We start from the raw sequence: 13,234 nt of genomic DNA on the forward strand, positions 1-13,234 counted from the left end.
GGGCACCGCAGGCTCACCGGCCCCCCGGGTAGGTCGCCGCGGCCAGAGCCAGGATCTCCTCGCGATCCGCCGCCAGCAGGAAGCCCGCCTGAATCGCCGAATCCAGTGCCGCCGTGAAACGTTCGAGATACTCCGGGGCGCCGCCGGGGTAGAGCCGGGCGACGGTGGCGGTGTCGAACGGCTCGCCCGAGCCGAACAGGTGCGACAGCGGGCTCTCGGCGCTGCCGATGCCCGTGGTCCGCGCGATCGGTACGTCGACCCACGGGGTGCGCACCCCGCCCGTGGCCAGGCCGTTGCCGTCGAGGACCAGCCGCGGCGGCTCGGCGTCGGTCAGTTCCAGCGGGGCGGCGGCAGGGGGGAGCGCGCCGGTGCGAACCCAGGTGTGCGCCCGGTCGAGCGCCGCCTGCAGGACGTAATGGTGCTGGGGGGCGAAGTTGATGTAGTGCGGCAACTGCTGACCCAGCAGCGCATCGGTCGGGGCGTACGCGGCGACCAGCTCCTCGAGCGGTGCATGGCCGGTGTCGATGCGGCTCACCTGGATCGTGTAGTTGTCGGCATGGGCGGTGCCGGGAATCTCCCAGGTGCGCAGCGATTCGGTGTCGGGTTGGCGCGCCCGGTGGTAGCCGGGCCGGGCGCCGCCGACGACGTCGGTCTCGGTCAGCACGGTCAGTAGCGGCACGCGCAGATCGGGACGGAACCGCACCGCCCGGGGTGCGGTGTCCTCGTGCTGGGCGAAGATGGAGCTGCCGTCCAACGCCGCGGCGGGGCCGAACCGGGAGTGGATGAGGAAGCCGTCGTAGACGCGTGCCAGCGGGTCGACGGCGTTCACATAGGTGGTCAGGAACATCGCCGACTGGGACTCGCCGGCCGCGATGACGTAGTCCGGGGTGGATCCCCTCAGCACGTCCGCGCCCGCTTCGCGGAGCAGCCTGCCCACCTGGGTGAAGATGTCGTAGGAGAAGGCGTCCTGGGGGTGGTTCAGATGCCAGTAGCGTTCCGGGTCCTGCTTCTTCAGCGACATGTCCATGCCCAGGCTGGCGCCGCCCTCGATGCCGACCTGTTGCGCCGAGACCGCGACATAGGCGTAGCCCTGCCGGACCAGCTCGCGGTGGGCCATGAACCAGATCGCGGGCGCGTCGATGCCGCCGCTGACGTTGAGCCATTCGACGATGACGGTTCCGTTGAAGGTGGCGGCCTCGGACGGTTGCAGGACGACGATCCGGGTGGTGTAGTCCGCCGTGGCCGACGGTGCTGCATCCCAGCACCCGTCCGGACCGAGCTCGCCGGTGGCGTCGTAGGCCGTGGCCGATCCCGACAGGAAGTACTCGTCGTCGGTGTACCCCAGGGTCGCGATGTCGTAGCTGCCCAGCAGCAGTTTCGGCGTTCCCGGGGCGTGGGTGAGTGTCGGGGCGCTCACCTGGCGGCCCCGGGTGTCGACGGGTCCACGCGACTGCCACTGTGGTTCATGTCCGAATCTCCGCCTGTCTGTCCGTTGTTCGACTTGCTCCCGGAATCCCTTGTGTGTCAGGCGTTGACGAGGCGGGCCTTGAGGTCCTTGCGTAACACCTTGCCGACGGCGTTGCGGGGCAACTCGTCGAGGAACACGATCTCCCGGGGAACCTTGTAGTTGGCCAGCCGGCCGCGGACGTGCTGCTTGAGGGCGTCGGCGGTGACCGTCGCTCCGGGCCTGGGCACCACGAAGGCCGCGAGGCGCTGACCGAACTTCTCGTCGTCGACGCCGAGAACGGAGGTCTCGGCCACCGCGGGGTGGCTCGCGAGCGCCCTCTCCACCTCGACCGGGTAGACGTTCTCCCCACCGGAGACGATCATCTCGTCGTCGCGGCCCACCACGAACAGCCGTCCGGCGTCGTCGAGGTAGCCCATGTCGCCGGTGGCCATGAACCCGTCCTCTACGTCCTTGGTCTGTCCCGACGTGTATTCCTCGAACTGTGTGGTGGTTCGGGCGAAGATGGCGCCGACCTCCCCCCGGGGCACCTCGCTCCGGTCCGGTCCGAGGATACGAATCATGGTGCCGGGCATCGGTTTTCCGGCGGTGTCGGGCGCCGCGCGCAGGTCCGCGGGGCCGGCGAGGGCGATCACCCCGACCTCGGTGGCGTTGTAGTTGTTGTAGACGACGTCGCCGAACTGGTCCATGAACCTGGTGACGACGTCGGGGCGCATCCGGGAGCCGGCGGCGGTGACGAACCGCAGTGAGCGTCCGTGGAAACGGTTGCGGACCTCGTCCGGCAGTTCCATGATGCGGTCCAGCATCACCGGGACCACGCTGAGCCCGCTGGCCCGGTACCGGTCGACCAGTTCCATGGTGGCCGCCGGGTCGAAGGTGCGCCGCACCACCAGGGTGCACGACAGCATCGTGCCCATGATCAGCTGCCCGAATCCCCAGGCGTGGAACAGCGGAGCGGCCACGACCGTGGTCTCCTCGGCACGCCAGGGCAGCCGGCCCAGGATCGCCGGACCCTCGCTGCCGCCGCCCCCCGCCGCGCGCCGGGCGCCCTTGGGTGTGCCGGTGGTGCCGGAGGTCAGCAGGACCACCCTGGACTTGCGGTCGGTGCGGGCGGGGCGGCGTCCGGCGTGCCGCGCGATCAGCGTCTCGACGGTGTCGGGGTGCTCGGCCGGGCGGTCGGTCCAGGCCACGATGCGTGCGGTGCCCGGGTGGTCGCCAAGCGCGACGTCCACCGCAGGGCCGAACTCCTCGTCGTAGACGAGGACGTCGGGCCGTTCCCGCGCCACGACGTCGGCGAGGGCCGGTCCGGCGAACGATGTGTTGAGCAGCAGCACATCGGCACCGATGCGCTCGGTGGCGGCGAGGGCATCGACGAACCCGCGGTGATTGCGGCACATGATGCCCACGGTCTGCGGAGCGCCGCCGGGCAGCTGCTGCAGCGCCGCGGCGAATGCGTTTGCCCGCGAGTCGAGTTCGCGATAGCTCAGTACGCCCAGTTCGTCGATCAGCGCGGGGCGTTGCGGGCAGCGCTGCGCCGACACGGCGATCCCGACGGTGTTCGAGAACCCCACGCGCCGCATGGCCGCGACCATCCGCACGTACTTGTCGGGGCGCAGCGCCACCAGCAGCCGCGCCCTGCTCATCGCCCGGACGGCGTCGCGAACGTCATGGGCCCGGTGGGACAGCGTGCCGGCCGCCGAGGTCACGGGGATCACCCCAGGACCGGGAAACGGCGCCGGGCGGCGAGGTCGTCGAGGGCCGCCTGCATGACCTTGCGGACGCGGGCGTCGACCTCGGCGACGTCGGGTTTCTCGCCGAACTCGGCGGTGATGTCGATCGGGTCCAGCACCTGCGTGACGATCTTGGACGGCAGCGGCACGTTCCACGCACCCACGCTCACGGCGAACGGGATTCCCATCGTGACGGCCACCTCCTCGGCGCGGGTGAGGCGTTTCAGGCCCAGGCGTTTGGCCAGCCACTTTCCCCGGGTCAGGTACAGCTGGGTCTCCTGCCCGCCGATCGACACCATGGGCACGATCGGCACGCCGGCCTCGATCGCGGTGGCGACGTAGCCGGTGCGGCCGTCGAAGTCGATGACGGCCTGCTGCGAGGTGGGCCGCAGAGCGTCGTAGTCGCCGCCCGGGAAGACGATGACCACGGCTCCCGAGCGCAGGGCTCTGATGGCGTTCTCGCGGCTGGCGCGCAGCATCCCCAACCGGGTGAACACCGCGACGGTGGGTCCGCGCAGCAGCAGATCGTGCATCAGCGTGTACACCGGGCGGTCGTAGCCGAACTTCCGGAAGAACCCGAGCCAGAAGACCGGGACGTCCTGGGCGATGGGTCCGCCGGAGTGGTTGGACACGACCAGCGCTCCGCCGGGGGGAATCCTGTCGACGTCCCGTACTTCGGATCGGAAGTAGAGGTTGTACAGCGGGCCGGCGAGCGTCAGCATCCGGCGCAGCAGATCGGGGTTCCACTCGCCGGTGAAGTCTCCCGGGCGGGCGGCGGGGTCTTCTCCGGTCGCCGGGTTGGTCGCCGGGTCGGTCTTTGCGTCGGTCTTTGCGTCGCTCACTGCGCTACCTCTGGGGCCGGGGCACGTTCGCCCGCACCAACAGGGCGGATGTGCACCCTGACGGGTGTGTGCGCCGAGAAGTTTAGTGTGACGCACCCCACTCGACTGCGTTTTCGCGACGGCGGGGAACGAAATGTGCCCCGCATCCGTCCGGTTCCGGCGGTCGCCGGGCTTTCCCGGCGTTATTGTGAGCCAGCTCACGAATGTCGGCCGGAGCGATGTGTTTCACATATCGCACGGTGGAGGAGGACGATCATGAGATCTCAACCGACCGAGCCCGCGATCAGGCTCTCCGGAAGCGACACCACGTTCATTCTGGACGAACCGATCGAGCCGCAGCACACGGTGAAGATCGCGGTGTTCGACGAGGAGTCGAGCCGCGACTTCCGGTTCGAGCACATGACCGAGGTGCTCGCCGACGCGGTGACGGTCCTTCCGCAGATGCAGTGGCGGGTGCGCCCGGTGCCGTTCGGGCTGGCCCGCCCGGTGTGGATGACCGACCCCGACTTCGACGTGCGCAACCACGTCCGGCATGCGCGGCTGCCCGCGCCGGGAACGAAGTCGCAACTGTGCCGGATGATCGGCGAAGCCGCCAGCGTCCCGGTGCCTCCGGGGCGGCCTCCGTGGGAGGTGTGGTTCTTCGAGGGGTACGAGGGGAACAAGGTCGTGGCACTCCTGAAGATGAACCACGCGCTGGCCGACGGCGGCCGGTTCGTCGAGCTGCTCGACGTGCTGTCGCATCCGCAGCCGGGGGCCGCCACCGTCGCGCCGGTCATCCCGCATCCGCCGGAGCGGACCAGCGACATCGACGCGCTGCGTGACGGCGTTCGGTCGATGTGGCTGGAATACCGGCGCGAGCTGCCGCGCCGGTTACGCGCGATCCGGACCGGGCACGCGGCGGCCGCGGGCCGCGCGCCGGCACCGCACTCCCCGTCGATGCTGCGCGAACAACCCGAGCTTCCCTGGCGCGGGCCGCTGACCCCGGGACGGACGTTCTGCTGGACCTCGGTGCCCCTGGCCGACATCAAGGACATGGCGCGATCCGTGTCCGGGACCGTCAACGCGGTGGTCATCGCCGTCGTCGCCGGCGCGGTGCGCGACTACCTCGACGAGACCGGGGGGCCGCTCGACGGACCCCTGGTCGCCAACGCCGCCGCCAAGGTCAGCCGGGAGGGCGACACCCGGCTGTGGGGGACCGCCGCCACCAACCGCACGTTCGCGCTGCCGTCGCACCTGGCCGACCCGATGGACCGGCTGCGGGCGGCCACCGTGCAGACCCAGGCGGTCAAGGCCAGCGTGGCCGCACGCCCGGTCCAGCGGGAGGAATGGTTCGACCTCGCCCCGCCGATCGTGCTGCGCCCGATGCTGCGGCTGGCCCGGCGGATGGGCCAGCGGGTGGTGCCCGGGGCCCTGATCGTCTCGAACGTCAGGGGCCCCGGCGAGAAGCGCTACTTCGGCGGGATGGGCGTCGAGAACTTCATCTCCTGCGGCCATCTGAAATACGCCGCCGGCGTCAACATCACGGTCTGGAGCTACGCCGACGTGCTCAACTTCGCGGTGTACGGCTGTTCGAGAACCCTGCCCGACGAATCGTTCACCGCGCGCATCCAGTCCGCGTTCGAGGAGCTGCGCGACGCGACGGGCGTGACGGGGCGGGCCTCGGCGACGGCCGCGGGGGCCGCCGCCGGACACCGGCAGCATGCCTGACCCCGCCCGGGGTCAGATCATGATGTACTGCGGGACGCCCCGCGACCCGCTGCCGGCCGCAGCGGGCCAGCCACGAGAGCCCCCGAAAGGTCGCGATCCCATGAACGTCCCGCGGGTCCGGCACGCCGGCCGCGCCCGGCGCCGAAACCGAGACCGCGCGTGAACGGCGCCCAGGCCCTGATCGCGACCCTGGTCGACAACGGGGTCGAGGTCTGTTTCGCCAACCCCGGCACCTCCGAGATGCACTTCGTCGCCGCGCTGGACAGCGTTCCGGCGATGCGGGGTGTGCTGGCCCTCTTCGAGGGGGTGGCCACCGGGGCCGCCGACGGATACGCCCGGATGGCCGGGAAGCCCGCCGGTGCGCTGCTGCATCTGGGGCCGGGATTGGGCAACGGCCTGGCCAATCTGCACAACGCCCGCCGCGCCCGGGTACCGATGGTGCTCGTGGTCGGCGACCATGCCACCTATCACAAGAAGTACGACGCCCCGCTGGAATCCGATATCGACGCCGTGGCCGGCACCGTCTCCGGCTGGATGCGCCGCACCGCCCACGCCGACGCGGTGGCCGCCGACGCGGCCGAGGCCATCGCGGCGGCGCGCGCCGGCACGATCGCGACCCTGATCCTGCCCGCCGACGCGTCCTGGAACCCGACGCGGACTGCATCGGCGCCCGCGCCGGTGTCTGATTCGGCGCCCGCGCCGGTGTCTGATTCGGCGCCCCCGGACCAGGCCGCGCTACGCGGTGCCGTCGACGCGCTGAGGTCCGGGGAACCGGCGATGATCCTGCTCGGCGGGGACGCCGCCGGGCGGCGCGGGACGACCGCGGCCACCCGCCTGGCCGCCGCGACCGGGGCGCGGGTGCTGTGCGAGACCTTCCCCGCCCGCCAGGAACGCGGCGCGGGGGTGCCGGCCGTGGAGCGCCTGGCGTATTTCGCCGAGGCGGCCACCGCCCAGCTCGCCGGTGCCCGCCACCTCATCCTCGCCGGCGCCCCGCACCCGGTGTCGTTCTTCGCCTACCCGGGCAAACCCAGCGATCTGGTCCCCGAAGGCTGCACGGTGCAGCACCTGGCCGGGCCGCGCGGTGCCGCCGAGACGCTCGCCGCCCTGGCCGACGACCTGGCCGCCGGCACCGAGCCCGTGCCCGCACCGGCGGCGCGCCCCGAACTGCCGACCGGGCCGCTGACCGCGCTGTCGGCCGCCGCGGTCGTCGGGGCCCTGCTGCCCGAGGCGGCGATCGTCGTCGACGAGGCCAACACCGCCGGGGTGGCGCTGGCGCCGGCCACCGCGGGTGCCCCCGCCCACGACGTCCTGACGCTGACCGGGGGTGCGATCGGTTTCGGCATGCCCGCGGCGATCGGCGCCGCCGTCGCCGCGCCCAACCGGCCGGTGCTGTCCCTGCAGGCCGACGGCTCGGCCATGTACACGGTGTCGGCCCTGTGGACCCAGGCCCGCGAGCATCTCGACATCACCACCGTGATCCTCAACAACGGCGCCTACGACATCCTGCGGATCGAGCTGCAGCGGGTCGGCGCCGAGAACGCCGCGTCACCGGGGCCCCGGGCCCTTGATCTGCTCGACCTCGGCCGGCCCACAATCGATTTCGTCCGCATCGCGGAGGGCATGGGGGTGCCTGCCCGCCGGGCCACCACCGCCGAGGAACTCGCCGCCGCGCTCGGTGCCGCGTTCGCCGAGCCGGGGCCACACCTGATCGAGGCGGTCATCCCGTCGATGCTGGGCTGACCGGGACCGGGTCAGTCGGGCCGGGCGAGCATGTCGCGCACGGCCAGATGAGCGAACACCATGGAGGTCCCGATCGGGTTGCCGCCACCGGGATAGGTGGTGCCGCTGGGCGCGGCCATCGTGTTGCCCGCGGCGTACAACCCCGGGATCACCCGCCCGGCGGTGTCGAGGACCCTGGCGGCGGTGTCCGTGCGCAGCCCACCCTTGGTGCCCAGATCCGAGATCCCGAACGCCGCGGCATGAAACGGCGGCCGGCTGATCGGCCGCAGCGGCGACGCCCCCGCGGAGAACGCCCGGTCGTAGGCCTCCTCACCGCGGCCGAAGTCCGGGTCGGTGCCCTCGGCGGCGAACCGGTTGAACCGGGCCACGGTGTCCACCAGATTCGCCGCGGGGACGCCGATCCGAGCGGCGAGGGCCTCCAGGGTGTCGGCGCTGCGCCACAACCCGGCGTCGAGGTAGCGTTGCGGCTCCTCCATCGCCACGTTGGTGGCCTTGACCGGAGGCACCACCCCGTCGGCGTCGTCATAGACCATCCAGTACGGCACGGTGACCGAGCCGTCCTCGATCGCGGCGATGACCGCCCGGCCCAGCCGGTCGTAGGGCGCGGACTCGTTGACGAACCGCCTGCCTCGGTCGTCGACGAAGATGCCGCCGGTGAACCACAGCGCGAACGCCGAGCGGCCGTCGGGGTGCGTCAGGCCCGGTGACCACCACGCCTGGTCCATCAGGTCGGTGCCGGCCCCGGCGGCGATACCGGCCAGGTGTGCGCGGCCCCGATTACCCCACGGCCCCATGGTGTCCCGCGACCGCCCCGGCACCCCGTAGTCGCGGCGCATCTCGTCGTTGTGCTCGAATCCGCCGGCGGCCAGCAGCACCCCGCGCCGGGCACGCACTCGGTGGCGTCGGGTGGTGCCGGAACCGTCGGCGCTCTCCAGCACGGCGCCGGTCACGGCACCGTCGCAGACCACCAACTCCACCAGCGTGGTGTCGCGCCGCAGCGCCGCGCCCGGATGGCGGCGGGTGGCGACGAGCAGCCGTGCGATCAGGGCGCGGCCCCCGACGAAGTAGTCCTCCGGTACCGGGGTGCCGCGCCACTCGGTGTCGAGGGGCCCGCGGACCAGCTCACGCAGGTCCGGCGCCGCAGAGACCCGCAGCGGCTTGGCCGCCATGTGGCGCATGCCGTCCAGCCTGGCCTTGGGCGCCTTGCCGAAATAGTCCGGCCACGGCAGCAGCATGAAGGCGATGTCCTCGTCGGTGCCGAGGTACTCGACCAGCGGCGCGCCGGAGCGCACGTAGGTCTCCTGAAGTTCGCGGGGCGTCCGGTCGCCCACCACCGCGTGGTAGTACTCCAACGCGTCCTCGACCGTGTCGTCGGCACCGGCCTGCAGCAGAACGGGATTGGCCGGAAACCACATCCCGCCGCCACCGGAGTATGCCGTCGTGCCGCCGAACTTCTCGGTCGCCTCGGCCAGGATGACGGTCAGGCCCTCGCGCGCGGCGGTGTAGGCACCGGTCATCCCGCCGGCGCCGGACCCGGCCACCAGCACGTCGCAGGTCTCGTCCCAGTCGGTCACCGCGGCCGTCCCCCGGCGCCGGGGTCGAGGCCGGCCACCGTCGCCCGGGCCCGGTCCGGTCGCGTGATCTCGAAGACCGGGTCGGCGCATCCGGTGCCCTCCGCCGCGAGCTGCCGTTTGAGGATCTTGAACGTCTCGGTCCGGGGCAGCGCCGCGCTCACCCGGACGAACACCGGCCACTGTTTGGGGCCCAGATCGTCCTGCGCGGTGAGGAACTCGCGGAAGGCGGCGGGATCGAAGGCCCGGGCATCCTCGGGGTCGGGCATCACCAGGGCGGCCATCACCCGGTCGCCGACCGCGGGGTCGGGGATCGGATAGACCGCGACCTCGACGACACCGGGGTAGCGCACCAGGACGCGTTCGATCGGCGCGGTCCCCAGATTCTCGCCGTCGACGCGCATCCAGTCGCCGAGCCGCCCGGCGAAGTAGGCGAACCCGTTCTCATCGCGGTAGGCCAGGTCGCCGCTGTGGTAACGGCCGCCGCGCATCCGTTCCGCCTCGGCGCCCGGATCGCGGTAGTAGCCCCGGAACTGGCCGGGCCCGGTGGTGTTGACCAGTTCGCCCACCACACCGGGCGGGCACGGCCGGCCGGTGTCGACATCGACGATGTCCACGCCGTCGCTCAGCGGGCCCAGCGCCCCCTCGGGGGTGTCGGGAGTGCGTGCGATGGCCACCCCTCCCTCGCTGGAGCCGAAGCCGTCGACGACCCGGACGTCGAACCGTTCGGCGAACCGGGCGAGATCACGCGGTGCGCCCTCGTTGCCGTAGGCGATCCGCAACGGATTGTCGGCGTCGTCGGGCCGGGGTTCGGTGGCCAGGATGTAGGACAGCGGTTTGCCCACGTAGTTGGCGTAGGTGGCCCCGAAGCGACGCACGTCCGGGATGAACCCAGACGCGGAGAACCTGCGCCGCAGGGCGATCGAGGCACCCGCGGCCACCGCGGGTGCCCAGCCGGCCATGATGGCGTTGGAGTGGAACAACGGCATCGACAGGTAGCAGGTGTCGGTGGGGCCCAGGCCGAAGCGCGCCGCGAGCATGACCCCGGGCACCGCGACCTTCTCGTGGGTGCAGCGCACCGCCTTGGGATCTCCGCTGGTCCCCGAGGTGAAGATCAGCATGAACAGATCCTCGGGTTCGGCGGGCGCGAATTCGACGGGCGACCCGCGGTGGCCGGCCAGTTCGGCTGCGAACGCCGGGGATTCGACGTCGAGGGCCTCGATCCCCGCCCGGGTGTTCTCCCGGTCGGCCAGGACGAGTTGGCAGTCGGCGTGCTCGACGTCCCGCCGCAGCGCCGCGCCCCGGCGGGTCGGGTTGAGCCCCACCGGGACGATTCCCGACAGCGCGGCGGCCACCAGCACGGTGCAGAAGAACGGCGTGTTGCCCAGCAGCACGCCCACATGTGGCGGCCGGTCGGGGTCGAGCCGGGAACGCAGCAACGCCGCCAGATCGGCGCCGTCCTGAATATGGTCGCGCCAGCTGACGAACGACACCGATTGAGACCCAGCGCGGGACCCAGCGTGGGACCCTGCGCGAGACCCGGCGTGAGAACCTGCCCCGGAATCGGGGTCACACGCGAAGACACCGCGGTCGTCGACCCCGGCCAGGGGGACCAACAGCTCGGAGACCGTCACACCGGGCACGGGGTGCCGTCCGGTTCAGGCGGGTGTGTCGGCCAGCTCGCGGCCGATGGCCAGCAGTTGACCGGTGGCGTTGCCGACCGCGAACTCGGTCTGCTTGGCGGCCAGGAAGTAGCGGTGCACCGGGTGGTCGATGTCGATGCCGACACCGCCGTGCACGTGCACCGCGGTATGGGCCACCCGGTGGCCGGCCTCGGCCGCCCAGAACGCCGCGGTCCGTACGTCGATGTCGGAGGGCAGATCCTCGGCCACCCGCCAGGCGGCCTGGGTCAGGGTCAGGCGCAGACCCTTGACGTCGATGTAGCCGTCGGCCAGGCGCTGGGCGACGGCCTGGAAACTTCCGATCGGCCGGTCGAACTGCTCGCGCTCGCGGGCGTACTCGGCGGTGAGTTCGAGGGCACGCTCGAGCACCCCCAACTGAAAGGCCGTCAGACCCAGTGCGTGGCGGGCGCGGATCCAGCCGACGAGTTCGCCGCCGCCGGCGGCGCGTTCGGCGTCGAGGTCCACCTCGCGCAGCTCCAGCCGGCCGACGCTGCCGTGACCGGTGGTGTCCAGCGAGGTGACCGTCACGCCGGGGTCTTCGGCCGCGACCAGGAACAGCACCGTGCCCGTGTCGGTTTCGGCGGGCACCAGGAACGCGTCGGCCACCGGGGCGTAGGGCACCTGGGTGCGTGCACCGGTGAGCCGGTAGCCGGCCCGGCCGTCGGGGATGGCCGTGGCCTGCACCGGCCCGTCGCCCATCTCGCCGGCCAGGGCGATGGTGAGGATCTTCTGCCCGGAGACCGCCGGGGTGGCCCATTGTTGTTGCAGCGCGGGGGATCCCGACTCGGCCAGCGCTGCGGCGGCCAGCACGACGGATTCCAGGTAGGGCACCGCGCCGAGCTGGCGGCCCAGGGCCACCAGTACCGCGGTCTGCTCCAGCGGGCCGTACCCGCCCCCACCCAGGGATTCCGGTGCGGCCGCGGACAGCACGTCGGCGTCGGTCAGGGCGCGCCACAGGTCACGGTCGAACCGCTCGTCGAGCCCGTCGAGCTCGCGCTGGTGTTCGGGTGTGCACACCGACTCGGTGATCGTGCGGACCAGGCCGCCCAGGTCGTCGGAGGCCTCGGATGTTGAGAAGTCCATGTCAGTCGCCGCTTTCTTAACGGTTGGCCCGGGGCAGGCCGAGGGCGACCATGCCGATGATGTCGCGCTGGATCTCGTTGGTCCCGCCGCCGAACGTCAGGATCAGGCACGAACGGTGCATCCGCTCCACCCGGCCGCGCAGCAGTGCGCCCGCCGCGTCCTGGCGCAGCGTGGCCGCGGTGCCCAGCACCTCCATCAGCAGCCGGTAGGCCTCGGTGGCCAGCTCGGTGCCGAAGACCTTGGCCGCCGACGCGTCGGCCGGTGAGGGCGCGGCCGCCTCGGCGGAGGCCAGCTCCCAGTTGATCAGTTTCAGAACCTCGGCCTTGGCGTGCACGCGGGCCAGGTTCAGCTGCACCCACTCGGAGTCGATCACCCGGGAGCCGTCGGCGTTCTTGGTGTTCTGCGCCCATTCGCGCACACCGTTGAGCGCGACGAAGATGGGCTGCGCCGAGACCAGCGCGACCCGCTCGTGGTTGAGCTGGTTGGTCACCAGCTTCCAGCCGGCGTTCTCCTCACCGACGCGGTTGGAGACCGGTACGCGCACATCGGAGTAGTAGGTGGCGCTGGTGTCGACCCCGGCGAGCGTGTGCACGGGGGTCCAGGAGAAGCCCTCGGCGGTGGTGGGCACGATCAGCATCGAGATGCCCCGGTGCTTCTTGGCCTCGGGGTTGGTGCGCACCGCCAGCCAGACGTAGTCGGCGTAGGGGATCAGACTGGTCCACATCTTCTGGCCGTTGATCACGTAGTCGTCACCGTCGCGCACCGCGGTGGTGCGCAGGGCGGCCAGATCGGTGCCGGCGCCGGGTTCGGAGTAGCCGATCGAGAAGTGCAGATCGCCCGCGGCGATGCGGGGCAGGAAGAAGTTCTTCTGCTCGTCGGTGCCGAACGCCATGATGGTCGGGGCGACGCTGTTGATGGTCAGGAACGGCACGGGGGCGCCGGCGATCGAGGCCTCGTCGGTGAAGATCAGCTGGTCCATCGCCGAGCGGGCCTGCCCGCCGTACTCCTTGGGCCAGCCCAGCGCCAGCCACCCGTCCTTACCCATCTGGGCCACGGTGTCGCGGTAGGCGTTGCCGCGGCCGTATTCGCCCTCGATCGAGCTGAGCGCCTCGGTGCGCTCGGGGGTCATCAGTTGGGAGAAGTAGGAGCGCAGTTCGCGGCGCAATTCCTCTTGTTCGGGGCTGTAGCCGATCCGCATGCCGCCGTCCTTCGTCCGGGGTTCGTCGTGCTTCAGGGGGAGGTCCCGATGGGGATCTGAAGTAGATCTGCCGCAGATCTGGCGAACCCGTTTGCCATCCTCGTTGTAACACGTTCTAGTCTTACGGTCCAGGACGGTGCAACACTGGCGCATCACCGGCGGGGCCCCCGCTGGAGTCTTATCCTGGGCCCAACCCGGGCCGACCGGCCCGGACCA

General features: G+C 71.5%; 9 protein-coding genes. 2 read left to right on the forward strand and 7 right to left on the reverse strand.

Annotation, left to right across the window (positions count from 1 at the left end; genetic code table 11):
- Nucleotides 1-13: 13 nt before the first annotated feature.
- From CSR00_RS01080 to CSR00_RS01090, 3 genes are all read right to left on the reverse strand, one after another.
- A complete protein-coding gene (locus CSR00_RS01080; RefSeq protein WP_099020555.1) occupies nucleotides 14-1,417 on the reverse strand; it encodes an alpha/beta hydrolase domain-containing protein in 1,404 nt (467 codons plus the stop codon).
- Between the two features lie 107 nt (nucleotides 1,418-1,524).
- The gene (gene fadD12 / locus CSR00_RS01085; RefSeq protein WP_407662386.1) at nucleotides 1,525-3,171 is read right to left on the reverse strand and encodes an acyl-CoA ligase FadD12; all 1,647 of its coding nucleotides are present in this window, start codon (nucleotides 3,169-3,171) and stop codon (nucleotides 1,525-1,527) included.
- 5 nt (nucleotides 3,172-3,176) lie between these two features.
- Nucleotides 3,177-3,917, reverse strand: coding sequence for a lysophospholipid acyltransferase family protein (locus tag CSR00_RS01090; protein ID WP_099020665.1), 741 nt, complete (start codon nucleotides 3,915-3,917; stop codon nucleotides 3,177-3,179).
- Nucleotides 3,918-4,292: 375 nt separating this feature from the next.
- Between CSR00_RS01090 and CSR00_RS01095 the strand changes: the two genes are divergently transcribed.
- Both CSR00_RS01095 and CSR00_RS01100 read left to right on the forward strand, forming a co-directional pair.
- On the forward strand, nucleotides 4,293-5,744 hold the full coding sequence (locus tag CSR00_RS01095; RefSeq protein WP_176561852.1) for a wax ester/triacylglycerol synthase domain-containing protein: 1,452 nt from the start codon (nucleotides 4,293-4,295) through the stop codon (nucleotides 5,742-5,744).
- A gap of 159 nt (nucleotides 5,745-5,903) precedes the next feature.
- On the forward strand, nucleotides 5,904-7,484 hold the full coding sequence (locus CSR00_RS01100; protein ID WP_099020557.1) for an acetolactate synthase large subunit: 1,581 nt from the start codon (nucleotides 5,904-5,906) through the stop codon (nucleotides 7,482-7,484).
- Nucleotides 7,485-7,495: 11 nt separating this feature from the next.
- Here CSR00_RS01100 and CSR00_RS01105 read toward each other — a convergent pair whose 3' ends face one another.
- Genes CSR00_RS01105 through CSR00_RS01120 form a run of 4 tightly spaced genes read right to left on the reverse strand, consistent with a single transcriptional unit; the run spans nucleotide 7,496 to nucleotide 13,018 of the window.
- On the reverse strand, nucleotides 7,496-9,058 hold the full coding sequence (locus CSR00_RS01105; RefSeq protein WP_281259652.1) for an FAD-binding protein: 1,563 nt from the start codon (nucleotides 9,056-9,058) through the stop codon (nucleotides 7,496-7,498).
- Entirely contained in the window at nucleotides 9,055-10,698 is a 1,644-nt protein-coding gene (gene fadD17 / locus CSR00_RS01110; protein ID WP_176561853.1) for a long-chain-fatty-acid--CoA ligase FadD17, read from the reverse strand. The genes CSR00_RS01105 and fadD17 overlap by 4 nt, the downstream gene beginning before the upstream one ends.
- A gap of 15 nt (nucleotides 10,699-10,713) precedes the next feature.
- Nucleotides 10,714-11,820: an acyl-CoA dehydrogenase family protein gene (locus CSR00_RS01115; RefSeq protein ID WP_099020559.1), complete on the reverse strand. Its 1,107-nt coding sequence runs from the start codon at nucleotides 11,818-11,820 to the stop codon at nucleotides 10,714-10,716.
- Between the two features lie 16 nt (nucleotides 11,821-11,836).
- Nucleotides 11,837-13,018 (reverse strand): acyl-CoA dehydrogenase family protein, encoded by a 1,182-nt coding sequence (locus CSR00_RS01120; protein ID WP_099020560.1) that lies wholly within the window; start codon nucleotides 13,016-13,018, stop codon nucleotides 11,837-11,839.
- Nucleotides 13,019-13,234: the final 216 nt, after the last annotated feature.

Origin of the sequence: Mycolicibacterium palauense, assembly GCF_002592005.1 — a bacterium.
GTDB lineage: Bacteria > Actinomycetota > Actinomycetes > Mycobacteriales > Mycobacteriaceae > Mycobacterium > Mycobacterium palauense.